The 19,681-nt window shown below is 62.3% G+C and carries 18 protein-coding genes; 5 read left to right on the top strand and 13 right to left on the bottom strand.

Annotated features, from left to right (window positions below; all coding sequences use genetic code 11):
• Positions 1 to 239 (top strand): hypothetical protein (locus BN2475_RS35000; protein ID WP_218023688.1); only part of this gene is annotated, 239 nt, incomplete at its 5' end.
• A gap of 98 nt (positions 240 to 337) precedes the next feature.
• Here the strand turns inward: BN2475_RS35000 and BN2475_RS09395 are convergent.
• Positions 338 to 649, bottom strand: a complete 312-nt coding sequence (locus BN2475_RS09395) for a tautomerase family protein (protein WP_094779255.1) — start codon at positions 647 to 649, stop codon at positions 338 to 340.
• A 45-nt stretch (positions 650 to 694) separates the two neighbouring features.
• Here BN2475_RS09395 and BN2475_RS09390 point away from each other — a divergent pair, with 45 nt between their 5' ends.
• Positions 695 to 1,084 (top strand): ArsR family transcriptional regulator, encoded by a 390-nt coding sequence (locus BN2475_RS09390; protein WP_094779254.1) that lies wholly within the window; start codon positions 695 to 697, stop codon positions 1,082 to 1,084.
• Between the two features lie 151 nt (positions 1,085 to 1,235).
• Here BN2475_RS09390 and BN2475_RS09385 read toward each other — a convergent pair whose 3' ends face one another.
• From BN2475_RS09385 to BN2475_RS09370, 4 genes are all read right to left on the bottom strand, one after another.
• On the bottom strand, positions 1,236 to 2,858 hold the full coding sequence (locus BN2475_RS09385; RefSeq protein WP_245841234.1) for a choline dehydrogenase: 1,623 nt from the start codon (positions 2,856 to 2,858) through the stop codon (positions 1,236 to 1,238).
• Positions 2,859 to 2,872: 14 nt separating this feature from the next.
• Entirely contained in the window at positions 2,873 to 3,184 is a 312-nt protein-coding gene (locus tag BN2475_RS09380; protein ID WP_245841232.1) for a cupin domain-containing protein, read from the bottom strand.
• Between the two features lie 81 nt (positions 3,185 to 3,265).
• Positions 3,266 to 4,129 (bottom strand): glycine betaine ABC transporter substrate-binding protein, encoded by an 864-nt coding sequence (locus BN2475_RS09375; RefSeq protein WP_094779252.1) that lies wholly within the window; start codon positions 4,127 to 4,129, stop codon positions 3,266 to 3,268.
• Positions 4,130 to 4,184: 55 nt separating this feature from the next.
• Complete coding sequence (locus BN2475_RS09370) at positions 4,185 to 5,441, bottom strand: M24 family metallopeptidase (protein WP_094779251.1); 1,257 nt, start codon at positions 5,439 to 5,441, stop codon at positions 4,185 to 4,187.
• 160 nt (positions 5,442 to 5,601) lie between these two features.
• On the opposite strand from BN2475_RS09370, the gene BN2475_RS09365 reads away from it, so the two are divergent.
• Entirely contained in the window at positions 5,602 to 6,516 is a 915-nt protein-coding gene (locus BN2475_RS09365; RefSeq protein ID WP_094779250.1) for a LysR substrate-binding domain-containing protein, read from the top strand.
• A 379-nt stretch (positions 6,517 to 6,895) separates the two neighbouring features.
• Here BN2475_RS09365 and BN2475_RS09360 read toward each other — a convergent pair whose 3' ends face one another.
• Complete coding sequence (locus BN2475_RS09360) at positions 6,896 to 8,785, bottom strand: glycosyl transferase family 1 (RefSeq protein ID WP_094779249.1); 1,890 nt, start codon at positions 8,783 to 8,785, stop codon at positions 6,896 to 6,898.
• A 282-nt stretch (positions 8,786 to 9,067) separates the two neighbouring features.
• Positions 9,068 to 10,087 carry a DUF3443 domain-containing protein gene (locus BN2475_RS09355; RefSeq protein WP_245841230.1) on the bottom strand — a complete coding sequence of 340 codons (1,020 nt, stop codon included), beginning with the start codon at positions 10,085 to 10,087 and terminating at the stop codon, positions 9,068 to 9,070.
• Here BN2475_RS09355 and BN2475_RS35420 point away from each other — a divergent pair.
• Positions 10,065 to 10,400: a hypothetical protein gene (locus BN2475_RS35420; protein WP_245841228.1), complete on the top strand. Its 336-nt coding sequence runs from the start codon at positions 10,065 to 10,067 to the stop codon at positions 10,398 to 10,400. The two genes, BN2475_RS09355 and BN2475_RS35420, sit on opposite strands and share 23 nt — an antisense overlap.
• An 8-nt stretch (positions 10,401 to 10,408) precedes the next feature.
• On the opposite strand, the gene BN2475_RS09350 is transcribed toward BN2475_RS35420, so the two are convergent.
• Positions 10,409 to 10,879, bottom strand: coding sequence for a DUF2844 domain-containing protein (locus BN2475_RS09350; protein ID WP_094779247.1), 471 nt, complete (start codon positions 10,877 to 10,879; stop codon positions 10,409 to 10,411).
• Positions 10,880 to 11,365: 486 nt separating this feature from the next.
• Between BN2475_RS09350 and bamC the strand changes: the two genes are divergently transcribed.
• Positions 11,366 to 12,601, top strand: a complete 1,236-nt coding sequence (gene bamC / locus BN2475_RS09345; RefSeq protein ID WP_094779246.1) for an outer membrane protein assembly factor BamC — start codon at positions 11,366 to 11,368, stop codon at positions 12,599 to 12,601.
• 578 nt (positions 12,602 to 13,179) lie between these two features.
• Here bamC and BN2475_RS09340 read toward each other — a convergent pair.
• The 5 genes from BN2475_RS09340 to thiC form a co-directional block, all read right to left on the bottom strand.
• A complete protein-coding gene (locus BN2475_RS09340; protein ID WP_094779263.1) occupies positions 13,180 to 14,106 on the bottom strand; it encodes a DMT family transporter in 927 nt (308 codons plus the stop codon).
• A 353-nt stretch (positions 14,107 to 14,459) separates the two neighbouring features.
• Positions 14,460 to 16,058, bottom strand: a complete 1,599-nt coding sequence (locus BN2475_RS09335; protein WP_094779245.1) for an L-lactate permease — start codon at positions 16,056 to 16,058, stop codon at positions 14,460 to 14,462.
• Positions 16,059 to 16,484: 426 nt separating this feature from the next.
• Positions 16,485 to 16,964, bottom strand: coding sequence for a hypothetical protein (locus tag BN2475_RS09330; RefSeq protein WP_094779262.1), 480 nt, complete (start codon positions 16,962 to 16,964; stop codon positions 16,485 to 16,487).
• A 218-nt stretch (positions 16,965 to 17,182) separates the two neighbouring features.
• Complete coding sequence (locus BN2475_RS09325) at positions 17,183 to 17,395, bottom strand: glycine zipper 2TM domain-containing protein (protein WP_094779244.1); 213 nt, start codon at positions 17,393 to 17,395, stop codon at positions 17,183 to 17,185.
• Positions 17,396 to 17,671: 276 nt separating this feature from the next.
• On the bottom strand, positions 17,672 to 19,603 hold the full coding sequence (gene thiC, locus BN2475_RS09320) for a phosphomethylpyrimidine synthase ThiC (protein WP_094779243.1): 1,932 nt from the start codon (positions 19,601 to 19,603) through the stop codon (positions 17,672 to 17,674).
• Between the last annotated feature and the right edge of the window lie 78 nt (positions 19,604 to 19,681).

Raw genomic sequence — 19,681 nt, 5'->3', positions numbered from 1 at the left:
ACAGGTTGATTCAGTCTAGACGATCGGACGAGTTTTTACACAGCCTCGGCCGAACCCGGTCCGACACGTCCGGCCCAGTTCGACCCGATTCAGCCATAGGCATTGATGCAATATCAACGCCACCGCTTTCGATGTTCTTCGGACTTACCCTGCGCGCAGTGAAGAGCGTCACGCGCGACATGCTGCTCAGCTCCGCAACATCGCCGGCCGATGACAACAACCTCGCTGCACCAGGTTAAAGCGATTTCGCCCGAGACCGCATTGGATCTCGGGCGGCAGTTGCTGCGAAAATTGCTGGATGGTCCGCTGTGATACGAACGTCGCCGACTTGCCGACGCTATGTCAGCTCCTTTGTAATGAACTGGGCACGCCCCCGGCCGAAGGACCAGTCCGCATCGTCGCTCTCGACGATCGACACGATGACGTCGTCCGGAGAAATGCCGCATTTCGTTTGCAGGTTCTCAACCAGCAGGCGATAGAACTCGATCTTTTGCGGCTCGGTACGCTTGCGGCTTACCGCCGTCAACAAAACGACGTCCTTGGATCGCGTGTACCCGAGTCCAGTGTCTTCGACGACCAACTCGCCTGGACGATGTTGTGTGACGCTCTGGTAGCGATCGGTCACAGGTACGTCAAAAGCCTGCACCATTGCATGATGGGCCTCGGGCGCTACTGCTGACCCTCTCCGTTCCCTGTGACCACGAAAAACGACCTCTTACGCGCGCTGCAACGAGAATCGTTGACGGTCGAACAACTCTGCGGGCGCCTCGCCGTGACGCGCACCGCGATCAACATGCAGTTGAAGCAGCTGGAAGCAGAGGGGCTCGTTCAGCGGCGCAAGCCGTTGCAGACAGGCACCCCGGGCAAACCGGCCGTCCTCTATGAGGCTGCGCCAGGCAGTGAAGATGCATCATCGAGCGCCTATCCTGCATTCCTGCTTGGCCTTCTCGGCACACTCCGGCATCGATTCGACGACGATCAGCCCGGTGAGATTCTCACGGAGACAGGGCGCCGGCTTGCGCGCGAGAACGACCTGCCCGCGTCGCGTGACTTCAATCATGATGGGCAGCATCACCATCAGTGAAGTCTGCAGCAGAGGCTCGCCGCCCAGCAGTGCCCTGATAGCAAGAGCGTTCTCCGCCTGCTTACAGACTTGAGCGGTCGTTAGAGAGTAATGGGCAGATGAACCTGAACATCAGCCGACGCGCGTACCGAAACCGTTCGGCAAATATTGATCAGGCAGCGAACTGCAGAGGTTGTGCTTGCATCGCTGGTCGTCCGAGCACAAGGTCACTTGCCCGCTCGGCCAGCATGATGGTCGCGGCGTTGATGTTCGCGCTCGGCACAGACGGCATGACCGATGCATCGATGACACGCAGTCGCTCTACCCCTCTGACTTTCAGATCAGGACCCACGACGGCAGACGCGTCATGCTTCGTTCCGATCTTGCACGTTCCACAGGGGTGGTAAGCGCTTGACGCGTCCATCCTGATGAACTCGTCGACGGCCGCGATTGAGCTTACATCGACGCCTGGCATGTCTTCACGATAATGAAAGCGACGGAACGCCGGCTGTCGTGAAAACAGCAAACCGAGCCGTACCGACTCGCGCATCACGCGCCAGTCTTCGTCGGTGTTCATGTAGTTCGGATCTATCGAAAGCGGGTCTTCGGCATGCCTCGACTGCAGCCGGACACGTCCGCGACTGGTCGGGCGCATTGGACCTACTCCGATGCGATATCCATTTGTTTGCCGCGTAGGTATCCAGTCCTTGTTGAAGAACACCGGAAAAAAGTGGAACTGGATGTCCGGATGGGGAATGTGCGGTGCGCTCTTCAGAAAGGCGCCCACATGACACTGGTTGACGGACGCAATGCCCGACTTGGAACCGAACCACTGCACGCCCGCCCACAGCATCCGGTGAAGTTGCAGCTCCCGGTTGAGCGAGACTGGTTCTCTGGTTTCGATCTGGATGTGACATTCCAGATGATCCTGCAGATTCTCTCCGACCCCGGGCGACTCCACTCTCGGGACGATACCTTTTTCGTTGAGGTGATCGCCCGGCCCGATTCCTGACAACATCAGCAGTTGCGGGGAACCGAAGACACCCGCGCAAAGCAGAGTCTCCTTTCGTGCAGTGACGTTCACGGCAGTGCCGCCGCGCAGCACCTTGAACCCGGTCGCCTTGTTGCCGATGAGATTGATCTGTTCGAGTGTGCTCTGTGTCCAGATCGTAAGATTACCGTCGTCCCTGCGCGAGTGAAGGTACCCGTATGCAGCGCTGTTGCGAATGCCGTGATCAACGCTCATCTCGAAGCGCGACACACCTTCCTGCCTATATCCGTTTACGTCGTCGGTGAGTGAGAAGCCAGCCTCGACGCCCGCATCGAGAAAAGCCTGGTTGAGCGGACAGAGATGCTCCTGACGCTGGGCGTGAATGAACCCGTCGGTGCCCCGGTAAGCGCTGACCACATCGCTTCGCTCGATCTTGCGGAAGTACGGCAGGCAATCCTTCCAGCTCCAGCCGGTCGCCCCTTCCTTCTCCCAGCGCTCATAGTCGAGCGGATGACCGCGCAGCCATGTCATGCCGTTGATGGATGACGAACCGCCGAGAACGCGACCTCGTGGCTGCTGGATACGGCGGTTGCCGAGGTTCCGCTGCGGCTCGGTCTCGAACCAATAGTTATATCGCGAGCTCGGCTTGAAAATCGATCTCAGGCCAGCGGGCATACGAATCACCCACGAGTTGTCACGCGGTCCCGCTTCGATCAGCAGTACCCGATTGCCGGCATCAGCGAGCCGGCGCGCGAGCACGCAGCCTGCCGAACCTGCTCCACCAATTACATAGTCGAATTCCACGGCCTCGCTCATCATCACGCCCCTGTCGCTGTACCGCGATGTTCGTGATACGTGTAGCGCGTTTCTATGGGCGCGGAGATCTCCCACATCGCCTGCGCGCCGTCGCCGATCGAGACGAAGTCTCCGGCTTCAATGTCGAGTTGCTCGCCGTGTGCGAAAGTCAGTCGTGCCCGGCCTCTAACGACGTAGAAGGTTGCGCCCGGTACATAGCGATGCTTGAACGTGTTGCTGTCGCAATGCCAGGTTTCCCAGTCGGCAGTCGTGTGCTCGATACCGACGGGCGCTCGTTCTCTGGAGATGGACGGAGTCGTGATGGAGGCGTTCATGTCGGACATGCAGAGTGAAAGTTGGGTTGGAGCGCAATGATGAGCGAGGCGCCGGGACGCGCCGTCGCGCGTCAGGCACGCTTACTTCGTCCACTGCTGAACCAGCGTGCGGTTCGCATCGATCCAGGCCTTTGCGCCTTTCTCGGGGTTTGACACACCTTGCTTGATAATTTCCGACATCAGGCTTCCCAGCGAGTTGTCATCCATCTTCCATTGCTGCAACCACCTCTCGACATCAGGATGCTGCTTCCTGAACGTCTGGGACTCGATGCCATAGATAGAATCGGTCGAACCGTAAGCGCCTTTCGGGTCCTTCAGATACTTGAGCTTGTATTTGGACCAGATCCAGTGAGGTTTCCACAGCGTCACGACGATAGGCTCCTTACGCTGAATCGCTCGTTCAAGCGACAGCACCATCGCAGACTCTGACGAAGACTGAACGTCATAGTCGAGCTGATAGGTCGTCTTCGCCTTTTCGGTCAACTGCATGAGGCTGCTGCCGGAATCGATTCCGACGATCTTGGCGCGACCACTGGAAGCGAAGAGACTTTTGTTCGCATTCAGCTGGTCGATGCTGTCGACTGCAACGTAGTCAGGCACCACGAGCCCCAGATTCGCCTCCTTGAACCACGGCCCAATCTGCACCACTCTGTCTTTGACCTTGTCGAACGCAGGCTTGTCGCCTGCAGGAAGCCAGACTTCGAAGGTCAGGTCGATCTTCCCCTGCGCGACGCTGTTGTAGATCAGCGCCTTGTCCGCGTTCTGTAACTGGACCTTGATGCCCCTCTCGTCGAGAAGGACCTTCCACATATTCGCGACGGCGATGTTCTCCGCCCAGTTGTTCACGCCGATCGTGATCGACTTGTCTTCTGCACGCACTGTGGCGCCCGTCAACAGAAAGACGACGGGCAGCAGCCACTTGCACAATCCCAGCAACTTGGTCATTTTCTACGCTTCCTTTTGAAGGTTGAAACCGTCCAGCACATGCCGAGCGTCTTGCTTATCGCAGCAGTGTTTCTTCGAACGGAAAAAGTGAAAGCAGGCGTGTTCCCGTCTCCGTCACGAGCAATTGCTGTTCGAGCTTCACGCCTTCCTGTGCGCCCTCTTCGCCGATGTAGCTCTCGACGCATAGCGTCATTCCCGGCCGGATCTCGCCGTCATAGCCGGACGCGCCGAAATCCGCGTGATGGTAGAGGTACGGATATTCGCCCGTCATACCGCAGCCGTGCGCCGACAGGTAATAGCGATTCGCGTGATATTTGTCCGGGATGTTCCAGGCCTTGTCGCTATACTCCCTGAACGTCATACCCGGACGAATGATCCCGATGTTGTGATGGACCTGCTCGTGAGCCAGCTTGTAAAGCGTGCGTTGGCTCTCGCTCGTCTTGTCCGGCCCGGCATGGAAGGTACGGGAAAAGTCGGAGTAGTAGCCATGACAGCCGACGACATCGGTGTCCAGCGCGATCAGCTGGTTTGGTTCGATGACATGGCTGGATGTTTCCTGGAACCAGGGGTTGGTTCGACGCCCGGCGCTCAACAAGCGCGTCTCGACGTAGTCGCCGTCCTGAGCAATAACCGATTGGTGCAGCACCGACCACAGCTCATTCTCCGTCATGCCGGGCTGGATCGCGTCCCGAAGCTTCCCGACGGCGACCTCTGTTGCCCGCAGAGAAGCGATGACGCATTTCAGTTCCTCGGCCGACTTAATGGCGCGTGCCATCTCGATCGGCTCCTGTGCATCCACCAGACGCACGCCATGCCCCGCCAGCGCAATCGCGGCTCCCGCGTTCATGCGCTCGATACCGACCGTGGGCTTCGGACCGACGAGTTCAGTCAGCGTGGCCGCCATGTCGGCCGCCCATGCCTTTTCGCGCGCCACTATGGCCGGGCCAGCCGCGACGAAACTGGCCGTTGACGATGAACGAACTTCGTCGATGGTCTCGAGGCCGTCGGCAAGGTGCTCGCAACCCGTGAACTCGAACAGAATCGTCCGGCTTTCCGTGACGATGAGATAGCGCGAAGGCGTGTTACGGGCGCAAAAAATCTGCATGTTGCGCGCTCCCGTGGCGTACCGGATGTTCACCGGGTCGCTGATGATCAAGGCCGCGATATCCCGCTTTCGCATTTCGGCCCGAACTCTGCCGAGGCGATACGCCCGCACCGACGGGAGGTCGATGTCGGAACTGGGAGAGATTTGATCGAGCGACTGAAGATCGGAAAGATCATGGCGCTCGCGGTGCCAATCTAGCGTAGTCATAAGGACGTCCGAATGGGAAAAATACCAACCTGGAGTTATGAACTGTGTGGCAGGAGATGACGCTCCGAATCGTCGAGCACCTCGCCTTTGAAAAGACTTTACGAGTTGCCAATTTCCCTGTACACAGATGAAATCTCATGTCCGTTGATAACTCCTGGTTATGAAGAGTCTGCGCCATCGCCTTCCGCCGCTGACGAGCCTGATGTTTTTCGAGGCCGCGGCCCGGACGTTAAATTTCACGCGGGCTGCCGAAGAGCTTCACGTTTCACAGGCGGCGGTAAGCAAGCAGATCCGCCAGCTTGAGGAGGGGCTTGGATTTGCACTCTTTGAACGGGTCGGTCGACGGGTACAACTGTCGCCGCGCGGAACGCAGCTTCATAACAAAGTCAGCGCGGCGTTCAATTACCTCGCTGATGCCGTGGACGAGATCAGCGACAAGCGGAACGCGAGTATGGTGACGGTGGCCGCAAACACGGCGATCTCGCATTTCTGGCTGAGTGAGGTGATGAGGGACTTCCGCGCCCGTAATCCGAGCTTCGCGGCGAGCATTCGCACAATCACGTCGGATCAGCCGTCTGATCTGTTTAACGACAGCGTCGACCTTGTCGTGGCCTATGACCCCGGTCAGCGAATCCACTGGACGGCGCAGTTGTTGTTCGAGGAAGAGATATTCCCCGTCGCGAGCCCTGCCTATATCGAGAGTCACCCGCTGCTCGGCGACGGTCCCGAAGCATTGCTATCGCAGGTGCTTCTCGAGTACGAACGCATCCAGCCAAACTGGATCAACTGGTCCATCTGGTTCAAGTCGCTGGGCATTGACCCGAGCCGCGTGAGGGCGACCGAGTACGGCAACAACTACAACGTGCTTGTCGATGCGGCCTCGCGAGGACGAGGCGTGACGTTGGGCACTCGCTATCTTCTTGACGCGGAAATTCGCAGTGGCAGACTGGCTCGCCTATCCTCGTTGAGCGTGCGTCCTGGTCGAGGCTACTTCCTGATGCGCAATGACCAGCGTCCACTCCGTCCTGAAGTCGAACAGCTGCATGGCTGGATTGCAGGCTACCGTGTGAACTAGGAATTCGCGAAGCACCTTGTCGATTCCGGGTCGCCGTTCCGATACGAGAGGCGTAGCAGCGATCGTCGAAATCACCCGACAAAGCAAAGCATCCACGGACGTCCCGGACTCATATTCGCCGTCGGTTCTGTTGCGTGAACCGGACGTTCGTTCCGCATACATCGCATGCGTGTGAATGGCGCCTTTTGGCCCGAACGCGGTCCGCGCGTTCCGGCGCCAGCGCGAGTTCGTTCGTGATTTTTCACTTTTCATGGCGCGAACTGCGCGCCTTTTCGCTTTCTCCGTCACGAGGACATCGCGACCCTGACGTAACGGTTGAAAGAGCCAAACGAAATCAGACGGCGAGTTTTCACTTTCTGTGGCACCGGACAGCTTGCGCTCAAACCACCTCCCGCACACGCCGCGTTCTTTTCTGCCGCAGCAGCTTCAACACACGTTCGCCGAACGCCTGAGGCCTCCCCTCGAAACATCGTTGCACCGCCTGTGTATCGATCAGCCGTTGCCGCAACGCGGTGCGTTCGGCGTGAGCGTCGATCATTCGCACGGCCGCGGCAATGTAAGCTTCGACACTGTCTGCGATAGTCCACGACGGCATTTGCACGCGCTCGAACAGCGCCCCGTCGATCCGCTCGAACACTTCCGGGCCGCGCTTGCAGATGCCGGGCAAGCCGAGCGTGAGCGCGTCGACGATACCGTTGGTATTGCCGAACGGAAACGGGCTCAGAAACAGGTCCGCCTGGTTGACGTGCGCCAGATAGCCCGCGTAATCGTGAAAGCCGTGCACGAGCGCGCCCGGCAGCGCCTGCACGATCACCTCGCGCATCCGTTCGAGCGGCAGCCCGGCCGGCACACCGCTCATGAAGTGAAACTCGATCGGCGTCGCCGCGTGCGTGACGATCTCGCGGCACGCGTCGAGAAAACCGGGATTGAGCTTCATGGCGCTGGCGGTGATCACGACGCGCAGCCGCTCGCGCGGTGGCGGCACCAGCGCGACGATGTCCGGCAGCGCCACCGACGGCCGGTACGGCTGACCATCCTGCGGCAGCATCATCAGCCGTTCGCTGAAACAGGCTGGGTTGCCGACATAATCTTCCTCGACGCTGATGCAGTCGATCCGGTCGGAATGCGTGGTGGCCGGGTGGCCGAGACCGGCGATCTGCAGCGGCGCGACGCGCAGGTTCGACATGAACACCGTCAGCACGAACATGCCGACGCTCGGCATATACAGCACATCCGGCTGCTCGGCCGCGGCGAAGTCGCGAATCGTCTTCAGACACTCGCCGATGTACTCCGGCTCTTCCAGTTCGATGAAGCGGTCGAACACCGCACGCCCGAGGTCGTCGACCGCGTAGCCGAAGCCGAAGCCCACCACCTCGAAATGCTCGCGTGCGGCTTCGAGCGTGCGCGAGTGCGTGCGGTAAATCGAATGGGCGCCGCTGAACCATTCCAGCACGACCAGCATCAGCGGCTTGCGGGCGCGCCGCCGCGTACCGCGCCCGCGTGGCGCCCCCCTGGCGTCCGGCTGCGGCGCCGCCAGGTCGGTCAGTCCCAACTGATCGAGCTTGCGGCGCACGAGCACGTTGATGTCCCGCTTGATCTCGTGGCGCCGCGGTGTGTCCGCGTAACTGCAGAACATGTAGGCGTTGTGCAGCAATGCTGTCGGCAGGTCGTCGAGATCGTCGATCTGCCGCAGCTTGCCGGGCAGCCATCCGATCAGCGCCTCGCGTTTGAGGTGCGCGTTCGCCGAGCCGTTGAAAGTCGGTGCCAGCAGGACGAGGGCGAGGCTGGCCGCGAGCACCTTGTCGTGCGTCCACAGCGCGGCGAAGTCGAGCTCCAGTTCGGACTCGGTCGAATAGAGCACGCAGAGTTTCTCGATGAAGCGGTCGCCGGCGAGAAACGCCGCGTTCTCCGGACCACGTGGATTCAGATGGCGAGCGACATGGTCCGCGTTGCCGAACGCGGTGCTCGAGAACACAAGGCCGATCCATTCATGCAGCGTTAGCAACAAGCGCAGGCACGCGGGCGCCAGCGTGAAATGCGGGTCGGCGAAGAGGGTGGAGATCGCGCTCGCGAGGCGCGTGCAGAAGCGCCGGCGCTGCTCGGCCGCAGGCAGATCGAGCATGCCCGACGCGCGAAAACTCTCGTCGAGCTTGCCGCGCTTCTGTTGCAGTAGCGCCAGTGCGTTGATCAGCTGGATTGTCGCCTTGACGTGCTGGCGCGTATGAACGAGCTGCTCGAAGTGATCGAGCGAAAAGCTGGGTTCTTCCATCGGGCGGTTCTGGCAAGATTGGCAGGACTAACTAACTTGAAGAGCATCTTGAAAAAGAAGTTAGCCAGAACCTTGGATTATTGCAGCCGCCTCATATCAAATTTGCCAGGGCGATGAGTTTGCGAATTTTCCGCCAGAAGGGGCGCGCACAAACCACGTACAACCCACGCACAACCCACGCACAACCCGCTCTCAAACCGCTCTCAAACCGCTCTCAAACCGCTCTCAAACCGCTCGCAACCCGCTCGCAAACCGCTCTCAAACTGTTCGCAAGCCGCTTGCTCAGAACGCGTAGTAAGGCCCCGCCCCAGCCGACGTATTGCGCGATGCGATCGCTGTGTAGACGCGTCGTCCGAAGAAGAACGGCAAGCCCCAGCCGAAGCCGCGGGCGCCAACCCCGGCGAGATTGTTGAACGCGTTGTTGGCCGACGCGAACAGTGCGCTCGAATTGCCGATCGCGAACGCGACGGTGCGCGACAGGCCATCGGCGCCGACGATTGCGGCGGTCGTCGTTTGCGTCGAACTTGGGCAATACCAGAAGCCGCACTGCGGAAACTGGCTATTGCGGAACAAGAGTCCGTTCGAGCCGCTGTCGAAATAGCTTTGCGCATAGGTCTGCCCGGCGGCGGTCGTGACCACGTAGCCATTGGTCGCATTGACCCTGATGACCCCCGCGCCGCCGAGTGTGTTGTTCGCCTGGGTGTCGATGCCGAAGATCATCGATCCCGACACGCTGGCCGCGCCGGCATCCGCGATGGCCGGCAGATCGATCACCACGCCGTTGTTGTCGAGTGCGAAGCGGCTGACCGGATTGATCACCTGCTGCGCGAGCGCCTGCGTGCTCGCCGCACATGCGCCGCTGGCGTCGCAGCGGTAGTACCAGCGCGGCAGCGCGGCGTTGGCACAGCCGTTGCCGCAATCGGCGGTGAACAGGCCGACGCCGAGAATGCCGTTCGCGCGCAGGCCCGCGCTCGTCATCAGCGCCGGGCCGGAGCCGGCGCAGTCGGCGGGCACGTCGGGCAGCGTCGCATCGGCGATCAGCTGGATCGGGATCGACTCGGCCAACTGGCCGGCCATGCGGACGTCCGCGTGGCGCACCGTCCCCCACGCGTAACCGCTGCCGAACACCGCGCATTCGCCAGTGACACCGCCGCCTGACGGCACGGCCGCCAGCGCAAGACTCGCCGGCAGCGCGGACGAAAGAATCCGCAAGCCGTTCGAGCCGGTGTCGACCTGAATGTCGTCGACGGTCGCGCAGTTGCTGGTGCCAGGCTGGCAAATGGTGACGCTGGTCGTCAACATGTTGCGCGTCAGCCCGGGCGCGCTGGTCACCGAGACCGGCTGCACGTTCGGCGTGGTCGACTGCGGCACGCCGGTCGTTGCGCTGGTCGTTGCACCAGTCGCCGTGCCGGCGCTGGGAGTCGCTGGACTCGCGACAGTCGCGGGCGGTGTAGCCGCTGCCGGTGCGCTGACGGCGCTCGTCTGCGAGGCCCCGGTTGGCGTGCTGCCGCCACCGCCGCCGCAACCGGCGAGAGCTGCGCAGACGAGCAACAGGATCTGGAGTCGAGAGCAAGGCTTCATGGTGGAGGGCGAACGTCGAGAGTTGTTGCGATGACGCCTGCGTTACTGCAGGTCGTCGGCCGTGACACCCGGCGGCAATGCGGCGGGCAGCCATGCGCGTCCAATGTAGCCGCGCATCGGGCCGCCGGACTCGACGACCACGTCCGGCCGCGCGATCCGCGACGCATGCAGGCCGCGGTGCGCGGCCGTCGTGACGGCTCCCGTGCGGTACGAGTCGGCGTACTTGCCGAGCAGCGTGAGCAGATCCGGCATAGTCGGGCCTTCCCACGCGTAGGCGATGATCTGGCCGGTGCTGGTCGCGTATTCGTTGATCGTCGTATGACCCGCATCGGTCAGCGTGCGCACGCGTAGCGCGCCATTGAGCAACGTGCGCGGCGCGGCGGTGTCCGCAGCCGGATCGGCCTCAGCCGGCATCACGCCGCCGAGTTCAGCATGCGCGCCGGCGCTCACACCGGACACCGCAAGCGCGATCGTCAAGGCGACGACGCGTGAGGAAAAGCGCAACGCTGACATGGCGGCCTACCTCCCGATCTGGCGTTAAAACTTTATTGAGACCTTTGATTTCAAGGTAGCACCCGGTTTTTCCGATCGTGGGTTGTGGCATTTTTTGCGGCGCGACGTAATCTCAAAATAAGCGCTGTGTGAACGAGAAAAATTCTTTTTAAAACAAAGATCTGACAAGTCTGTAGGGGATGTCTGGGCAGCGACTCGGAAGTGTTGGAAAGCGTTAAATGTGCCGGGGTTCAGGCAGTGAATTCACGTAGCGAATTCAGGCACCGAAGCGAGAGCGCTTGTCGCCAGCCCGGCGTCCGAGGAAAGAACATGTCCACGCGCTTGCCACGCTCGTCGCCGATGCGGCCACAGCGCGTTTTGGGCCCGCCGCGAGCCGCCCGATTCCCGGGCAAACCCCAGTTTTTGCACACGGCTCGCAGGGACCGGTAAAATGTTGGGTTGATCCACGGAAAACTTGCCGTGGCGTTGCGGAAGGATTCCCCGAACATGACTGATCTTCGTCTTACCAAGCGGTTTGCAGTAATGCTGATGGCAGGCGGGCTGGTCGCCGGCTGCGGCACCTCGTCGCCGACCAAAATCGACTACAAGAGCGACTCCAGGTCAAAGCAGGTATCGCTTGCCGTGCCGCCGAACATGATCGACGAAACGGCCGATCAGCGCTCGCTGCCCCCGCAAGGCGGCGAAACCTCGCTGTCCACGCTCAAGCAGGTCCAGGCGCAGGCGCCGTCGAACAGCAATGCGGTGGCGGTGGTGCCGCAGGTCACCGGCATGCATATCCAGCGCGACGGCACCGAAAGCTGGCTGGTGATCGACAACAAGACGCCCGACGAAGCCTGGGCGCAGATCCGCCGCTTCTGGCAGGAACAGGGCTTCCTGCTGGTGGTCGACCAGCGCGACAAGCGCGTGATGGAAACGGACTGGAACGAATCGCACGCGCAGATCAACGACGGCTTTATCCGCAGCACGCTGTCCAAGGCAATGGGCAACAGCTACGTGACCTCGGAGCGCAACAAGTTCCGCACGCGTCTCGAGGCGGCGCCGAACGGCGGCACCTACGTGTTCGTCAGCCAGAAAGGCATGCGCGAGGCGCTCACCGGCACCAACAACGAATCGAGCAAGTGGGAACCCAAGCCGAACGATCCGGCCCTCGAACAGGAATACCTGAAGCGCCTGATGGCGGCGCTGGCGCTGGCCGATTCGCGCACGAACGGCGGCACGCAAACCGCCGCGCCGCTGTCGCCGGCTGGCGCGCAGACGGCGCCGAATGCGGCGAGCGCGGGTGCGAAGTCGGCAGCGGCCGCCACGGCGGCGCAGAACGTCGCGTTGTCGGCGCAAACGCCGATGCCGGAGCCGGGTTCGGCGAACAACGCGGCGCCGTTCTCGTCGACCGAAGTCACGCTCGGCGAACCGTACGACCGCGCGTGGCTGCGCGTGGGCCTCGCGCTCGACCGCAGCAACTTCACTGTCGACGACCGCGATCTGAGCCGCGGCCTGTACTTCGTGCGCTACGTCGATCCGACGGATATGTCGTCGGCCGAACAGGGCTTCTGGAACCAGGTTTTCCACGGCAGGAAGGAAAAGGTCGCGAAGCAGTATCGCGTGAACGTGCGCGCGTTGACGTCTGACCAGACGCGTGTGGCCGTGGTCGACGACAAGGGCAACGTCGACGAAAGCCCGCAGGCGAAGCAGATCATGAGTCTGATGGTCGACCAGTTGCACTGAAGGCGCGCAATGCTGCAGGCCTTGACAGCCAAAGCGGCTGTCTGAAAAACCGCCCGGTGCGAACCGGGCGGTTTTTTTATGATCGCGCCGGGACACCAGTTGGTGGCGAGTCGCCGATCTGCGGTTTTCCATCCGACCCGGCACCCGCCGACGAACCGATGTCTGACACGATGAAATGGTCTGCGCGGCGGGCGCAGCCTGGGTGGCCTCGTGGCCTATCGCTCGTAGGTTGACGGTTCGGCCCTATTGCGACCGGCGCGCGGGCTAATTTTTCGTACGCGGGGTGAGTCGCGGCGCACCAGTTGGAGCGGCAGCGCGGCCGCCGCGGCCGCCGCTGCAGGGGCGCGGGGGCGGCAGCGGCGCAGGGGTGACAGGGGTGACAGGGGTGACAGGGGTGGCAGGGGCGCAGCGGCGCAGGGGCGGCAGGGCCAAAGTCCAAAAACCCAGGGGCCAAGCCCAATGCCCGAAGCCCGAAGCCCGAAGCCCGAAGCCCAAAGCCCAAAGCCCACCACCGGAACAGCAAGAAACAGCGCAGGACAGACGGCGGCGGCGCCGGACGGCGTCGCGCGAAATGGCTTTCAGGTGTCGGCCCGGCGCGTGCCGACCCACGGCCAACGCTTGATCACGCCGGTGGCGAGCGCGGTGCCGACCAGAATCACGCCGCAGCCTTCCAGCATGCCGGCCGACACCCCTTCGTCGAGAAACAGCGCACCCCACAGAATGCCGAAGATCGGAATCACGAACGTCACCGTGATTGCGCGCGCCGGCCCGGCCACCGCGATCAGATGGAAGAACAGCATGTACGCGATGCCCGTACACGCGACGCCGAGCGCAATCACCGCGCCCCATGCATGCAGCGAAATCGGCGCGGCCGGCCAGTAGATCACGGCGAGCGGCAACAGCACGATGGTCGCCCCGGTCATCGTGCCGGTCGCAACGGTCAGCGCATCGACACCGGTCAGATGGCGCTTGGTGTAATTGGCGGCGACGCCGTACAGCAAGGTCGCGCCGAGCGCTGCGGCAGCCGCGAGCGCGGTGGTCAGCGGGGTCGCGGCCGCGCCGTTCGGCGCGGCGATCTGGTCCCACACCAGCATCAACACGCCGAGAAAGCCGATCACGAGACCGAGCGTGCGCAGCGCGCTCAGACGATCGCGCAGCCACAGAAAGCCGACCAGCGCCCCCCACAGCGGTGTGGTCGCGTTGATCACCGAGGTGACGCCCGCCGACAGCGTCAATTCCGCATAGGCGAACAGGCAGAACGGCGCCGCCGAATTCAGAATGCCGACCACCAGCAGCGGCAAGGCGTGCGTGCGCAGAATCGCTGCCGACTGTTGCAGCGGCCGCCGCGCGATCAGCACGAGCGCGAGAAACGTCGCGCCGATGCCGACACGCAGCGCCATCAGCGGGGCCACGCCAAAGTCGGTCACGCCGACGCGGATAAACAGAAACGACGCACCCCACAGGGCGGCGAGAATCAGCAATTGCAGCAGGTTTTGAGGTTTCATCGAAGTGGCGTCCCGCGCGGTTGAGTCGAGACGCACGCGCATCGTAGCAGGACGATCGCGCGCAACGTTTCAGGCTGGAATGAAACCGCAAGAGTCGGGGATCGAAGCGTCTGATGGTGCTGATCGTAAGCGCTGAAGGGGTACACGCAAAACGAGCAATTCTCACGCTGATGTGAGAAAAATTGCGATGTGGCGCGACGCGCCGGAGTCAGCGCGCCGCGTCCAGTGAGAGGTGCCGGCTAGCTACGCCGGCTAGCCGGCAAGCAATGCCAACAAGCAACGCCAACAAGCAACGCCAACAAGCAACGCCAACAAGCAACGCCAACAAGCAACGCCAACAAGCAACGCCTACGTCAGTGCGGGATCATCCACTGCAGGAAATTCTGCTGCGCCCAAACCAGCACGCCAAGCAGCACCGTCAACAGAATCGAATGCTTGAAGGTTTTCGCGAACACCACGCCTTCCTTGCCTTTGAGTTCGGTGGTCGCGACGCCGGTCGAGATGTTTTGCGGCGAGATCATCTTGCCCATCACGCCGCCCGAGGAGTTGGTCGCCGCCATCAGCACCGGGCTGAGATTCAACTGATTGGCCGCCACCACCTGCAGATTGCCGAACAGCGCGTTACCCGACGTGTCGCTGCCGGACAGGAACACCGCGACCCAGCCGAGGAACGCCGACACCAGCGGAAAGAACGGTCCGACCGACGCGACGCCGAGGCCGAGCGTGTAGTTGAGTCCCGAGTAGTTCATCAGGAACGCGAGGCCGACGATGGTCGCCACCGTCAGGATGGCGATGCGCGTCTGCACCCAGGTGTCGCCGATCGCCTTGCCGAATTCGCCTGGGCTCAGGCGCACCACGAATGCGGTGATGATCGCCGCGACCAGAATCGCGGTGCCGGTGGCGAGCGGCTGGAAGTCCCAGATTGCGCCGTACGGCGCGTTGTACAGCGTGATGAACACGGCCTTGTCGAGCCCGGGCCACGACACCTTGACGTCGCCGATCGTGAATACCCGCGCGATGGTCCAGACGATCACCACCACCGACACGATGACCCACGGATACCATCCCTGGACGCCGGGGATCTTGCCGCGCACCTCGCCGACCCGGTCGACGTTGATCGCGAAACGGGGATCAGCGGCCGGTCTCCAGATGCGCAGGAACGCAATCGTCAGGATCAGCGACACCAGCGACGAGAGCACGTCGGTCAGGCTGTAGTTCACGTAGTTCGACGAGACGAACTGCGTGAGCGCGAAACTCGCGCCCGACACCAGCAGCACCGGCCATACGCGCAACATGTCGCGCAATCCCGCGTACACGCCGATCACGTAGAACGGCAGCGCCAGCGCGAAGAACGGCAGCTGGCGGCCGACCATTTTGGCGAGCAGGTCGGACGGCAGGTGCGTGACCGCGCCGAGTACGGTGATCGGCACGCCGAGCGCGCCGAACGCGACCGGCGCGGTGTTGAAGATCAGCGTGAAGGTGAGCGCTTCGAGCGTCGGAAAGCCGAGCAGGATCAACAGCGAACTGGTGATCGCGATCGGCGTGCCGAAGCCCGAAATGCCTTCGAGCAGCGCGCCGAACGAAAAGCCGACCACGACCAGCACGACGCGCCGGTCGTTCGGCAGGTTGTCGATCATCCACATCCGGAAAGCGGCGAAGCGGCCCGAGCGTTGCGCGATGTTGTACAGCAGGATCGCCGTGAACACGATCCACATGACCGGCCAGATGGCGAACACCACGCCGGCGGCCACCGAGTTGAACGCAAGCCCGACCGGAAACTGCCAGACGAAGATCGCCACCACCAGGCCGACGATCAGGCCCGCGAGCGATGCCTGCCAGGCCGGCCGGCGCGCCCAGCCGAGCAGGATCAACACGACGACGATCGGCAGCGCGGCGACGAGAAACGACGGCAACAGCGCATTGCCGACCGGAGTGAGCAATTGATGGAACATCACGTCTCCTTCTTGTTTGTCTTGTTTGATTCGACGCGCGACGGCGCAGGGTGCCGCGTCGTTCTGGCAGGACGGATGAGCATCGGCGGGACGCGTGGCACGGATCGGAATCGCGCCGCCGAGTTAAGCGGGTGCTGCATGAAACTTTCCAAGGATAGAGCGCCGGGCGGAGACGTCAAGACGGGAAACTACGGGCGCGGGCAAGCTGGGTGGGAAAGGTTTGCGTATTGCATATTGCACGACCCAGGGCGGCATGACCTTGGGCGGAACGCGGCGTTGCGCGCTGGAGATGTCATACGATAACGGCGGGTAACGACGGGTAACGACGGGTAACGACGGGTAACGGCGCCGCCGCGCTGGCGTGCATCCGTACTCGCGCCACCTCGCTTGGCGACGCAGGTGGCAAACGAAACGGCCTTGCACGCTTCAATGTCCGTGATGTCCCCCGCCATGTCCCCAATGGCCGCCCCAATACCCGCCGATCCCGATAGCGATCGACGGTCCATAGAAGCCGGGATAGCCGTAATAGGCGGGGTAGGCAGGGTAGGCAGGGTAGGCGGGATAGACGGGCGGTGGATAGTAGGCCGGGTAAGCTGGCGCCACGTAGACGGGCGGCGGCGCCGCAACCGCGTACGCAGCAGACGGGTCCTGCTGCGCGGATTGCGCTTGCGCCTGCTGCTGCGCATCCGTCGAATCGGCTTGCCCGACCGGCACGGCCTGCTGCGTAGCCATCGCCGGGTAGGCCGGGTAGTAGCCGGCCGGATAGTAACCGTATGGGTAGTAGCAGCCGGATAACGTCAGTGCACAGAGGCTGGCGCCGAGTGCGACGCCCGCATGGGATAGATCTGAAAGGCCGTGCGGCGACGGGCTCATCGGGCGAACGATGTTGACGACATGGGGCTTCATGACGCGCTCCTCGTTGAACCTGACGCCGTCCGCGGCGGCGTCGCTCTTCGAGCTTACGCCGTCGCCGCGCGAATGGGCTTGCGAAACGGTAACCGCGTATTTCACGTCATTGCGCGCCGTCTCAGCAATCAACGAACGCGAATCATGCATTCACATCAAGCTGATCGCGTCGATCCGAACGCTTATTCGCCAGCTTATTTGCCAGCTTGCGCGCCCGCTTACTTGCCGACCTGATTGCCGATGATGCCGCCCGCCGCTGCGCCGCCAATCGTCGACAGCGCATTGCCGCCGATTGCCGCGCCCGCCGCGCCGCCGACGCCCGCGCCGATTGCCGTATCCCGTTGTCGCGTGGTCATGCCCTCACATCCCGCAAGACCCGCAACAAGGGCAACGATGGTCGCGAGCGTACCGAGTTGGCGAATCGATTTCATGATGTTGACTCCGATTTATGTAGTGGGTGCCTGTCGTCGATATGGGGTAGAGATCCCCTCCCTGTTTTTTGATGGTAGCCGGGCAGTCCGTATCCGGATGTGTAAGCTTGTCAGCGGACTGACGGTTTCGTAATCAAATGTTTCGTTCTCCTAGCATGCGACGTGCCCGCCGCCGCGGAAATGCAAAAGCCCGCCGGGTGGCGGGCTTCGATGCTGCGATGCAGGAGCGGGACGGACTGGGCGCCGCCGATCAGGCGACCGGTCCGCGAACACCCCTTACTGCCGCTGATAAATTTCAGCGCCTTGCTTCATAAACTCGATCGACTTCACTTCCATGCCTTTTTTCAGCGCTTCGTCGTCGGAGACACCCTGTTGCGCGGCGAATTCGCGGACGTCCTGGGTAATCTTCATCGAACAGAAGTGCGGCCCGCACATCGAGCAGAAATGCGCGACCTTGGCCGAATCCTTCGGCAGCGTTTCGTCGTGGAATTCGCGCGCCTTGTCCGGGTCGAGTCCGAGATTGAACTGGTCTTCCCAGCGGAATTCGAAGCGCGCCTTTGACAGCGCGTTGTCGCGCACCTGTGCGCCCGGATGACCCTTCGCCAGATCGGCGGCGTGCGCAGCAAGCTTGTACGTGATGATGCCGGTCTTCACGTCGTCCTTGTTCGGCAGTCCGAGGTGTTCCTTCGGCGTGACATAGCAGAGCATCGCCGTGCCGAACCAGCCGATCATCGCCGCGCCGATGCCCGACGTGATGTGGTCGTAGCCGGGCGCGATGTCGGTGGTCAACGGCCCCAGCGTGTAGAACGGCGCTTCGTCGCACCATTCCAGTTGCAGGTCCATGTTCTCCTTGATCAACTGCATCGGCACGTGGCCGGGGCCTTCGATCATCGTCTGCACGTCGTGCTTCCACGCGATCTGCGTGAGTTCGCCGAGCGTTTTCAGTTCGCCGAGCTGTGCCTCGTCGTTGGCGTCGTAGATCGAGCCGGGACGCAGGCCGTCGCCGAGCGAGAAGGCCACGTCATAGGCTTTCATGATTTCGCAGATGTCTTCGAAGTGCTCGTACAGGAAGCTCTCCTTGTGATGCGCAAGACACCACTTCGCCATGATCGAGCCGCCGCGCGAGACGATGCCGGTCATGCGCTTCGCGGTGAGCGGCACGTATTGCAGACGCACGCCCGCGTGAATCGTGAAGTAGTCGACGCCCTGTTCGGCCTGCTCGATCAGTGTATCGCGGAAGATTTCCCAGGTCAGGTCTTCAGCCTTGCCGTTGACCTTTTCGAGCGCTTGATAGATCGGCACAGTACCAATCGGCACCGGGCTGTTGCGGATGATCCACTCGCGCGTTTCGTGGATGTGCTTGCCGGTCGACAGATCCATCACCGTGTCGCCGCCCCAGCGGATCGCCCACGTCATCTTGTCGACTTCCTCGCCGATGGAGGAGGTCACCGCCGAGTTGCCAATGTTCGCATTCACCTTCACGAGGAAGTTGCGGCCGATGATCATCGGCTCGCTTTCCGGGTGATTGATGTTGTTCGGGATGATCGCGCGGCCGCGCGCCACTTCCTCGCGCACGAACTCTGGCGTGATCTCGGTCAGGCCGTTCGGGCCGAACGCGCTCGCGCCGAACGCCTGGCCCGGGTGCTGACGGCCCATCATCGCGGCGAGCTTGTCGCCATTCGGGCCGCTCGCCTTCAGGTTCGCCAGATACTCGGCGCGGCGCTGGTTCTCGCGAATCGCGATGTACTCCATTTCCGGCGTGATGATGCCTTTTTTCGCGTAGTGCATCTGCGAGACGTTCTTGCCGGCGACCGCCCGACGCGGCGTGCGATGCAGGCCCGGAAAACGCAGCTGGGCGGTCGCCGGGTCGGCGGCGCGCTCGCGGCTGAAGTCGCTCGACAGGCCGGTGAGCGCTTCGGTGTCGCCGCGCTCTTCGATCCATGCCTGACGCAACGCCGGCAGACCGGCGCGGATGTCGATCTTCGCGTCCGGATCGGAGTAGGGGCCCGACGTATCGTAGACATAGACAGGCGGATTTTTTTCGCCGCCGAAGCTGTCAGGCGTATCGGCCTGCGAGATTTCACGCATCGGCACACGGATATCGGGGCGCGAGCCGGTCACGTAGACCTTGCGGGAATTCGGCAGCGGCGCGACGGCAGCTTCATCGACGTGAGCGTCGGCGGAAAGGAACTTCGGATTGGCGTTCATGCGTTATCTCCAGCAAGCAATGTGGGGCCGCTAAGCAGGAGACGAGACGGAAGTGATCGGAAATCGCGAGAAGTGAGG

Origin of the sequence: Paraburkholderia ribeironis (genome assembly GCF_900019265.1) — a bacterium.
In the GTDB taxonomy this organism is placed as follows: Bacteria; Pseudomonadota; Gammaproteobacteria; order Burkholderiales; family Burkholderiaceae; genus Paraburkholderia; species Paraburkholderia ribeironis.
Note: the sequence above shows the minus strand (reverse complement) of the source record. Positions and strands in the feature narration are given on the sequence as shown.

Excerpts from the sequence above, each read along its gene's own strand:
- BN2475_RS09325 (WP_094779244.1), bottom strand. The coding sequence starts at position 17,395 with ATGAAATCGATTCGCCAACTCGGTACGCTCGCGACCATCGTTGCCCTT.
- thiC (WP_094779243.1), bottom strand. The coding sequence starts at position 19,603 with ATGAACGCCAATCCGAAGTTCCTTTCCGCCGACGCTCACGTCGATGAA.
- BN2475_RS09395 (WP_094779255.1), bottom strand. The coding sequence starts at position 649 with ATGGTGCAGGCTTTTGACGTACCTGTGACCGATCGCTACCAGAGCGTC.
- BN2475_RS09380 (WP_245841232.1), bottom strand. The coding sequence starts at position 3,184 with ATGAACGCCTCCATCACGACTCCGTCCATCTCCAGAGAACGAGCGCCC.
- BN2475_RS09355 (WP_245841230.1), bottom strand. The coding sequence starts at position 10,087 with ATGTTGACGACCAGCGTCACCATTTGCCAGCCTGGCACCAGCAACTGC.
- BN2475_RS09370 (WP_094779251.1), bottom strand. The coding sequence starts at position 5,441 with ATGACTACGCTAGATTGGCACCGCGAGCGCCATGATCTTTCCGATCTT.
- BN2475_RS09335 (WP_094779245.1), bottom strand. The coding sequence starts at position 16,058 with ATGTTCCATCAATTGCTCACTCCGGTCGGCAATGCGCTGTTGCCGTCG.
- BN2475_RS09330 (WP_094779262.1), bottom strand. The coding sequence starts at position 16,964 with ATGAAGCCCCATGTCGTCAACATCGTTCGCCCGATGAGCCCGTCGCCG.
- bamC (WP_094779246.1), top strand. The coding sequence starts at position 11,366 with ATGACTGATCTTCGTCTTACCAAGCGGTTTGCAGTAATGCTGATGGCA.
- BN2475_RS35420 (WP_245841228.1), top strand. The coding sequence starts at position 10,065 with ATGGTGACGCTGGTCGTCAACATGTTGCGCGTCAGCCCGGGCGCGCTG.
- BN2475_RS09360 (WP_094779249.1), bottom strand. The coding sequence starts at position 8,785 with ATGGAAGAACCCAGCTTTTCGCTCGATCACTTCGAGCAGCTCGTTCAT.
- BN2475_RS09365 (WP_094779250.1), top strand. The coding sequence starts at position 5,602 with ATGAAGAGTCTGCGCCATCGCCTTCCGCCGCTGACGAGCCTGATGTTT.
- BN2475_RS09375 (WP_094779252.1), bottom strand. The coding sequence starts at position 4,129 with ATGACCAAGTTGCTGGGATTGTGCAAGTGGCTGCTGCCCGTCGTCTTT.
- BN2475_RS09350 (WP_094779247.1), bottom strand. The coding sequence starts at position 10,879 with ATGTCAGCGTTGCGCTTTTCCTCACGCGTCGTCGCCTTGACGATCGCG.
- BN2475_RS09340 (WP_094779263.1), bottom strand. The coding sequence starts at position 14,106 with ATGAAACCTCAAAACCTGCTGCAATTGCTGATTCTCGCCGCCCTGTGG.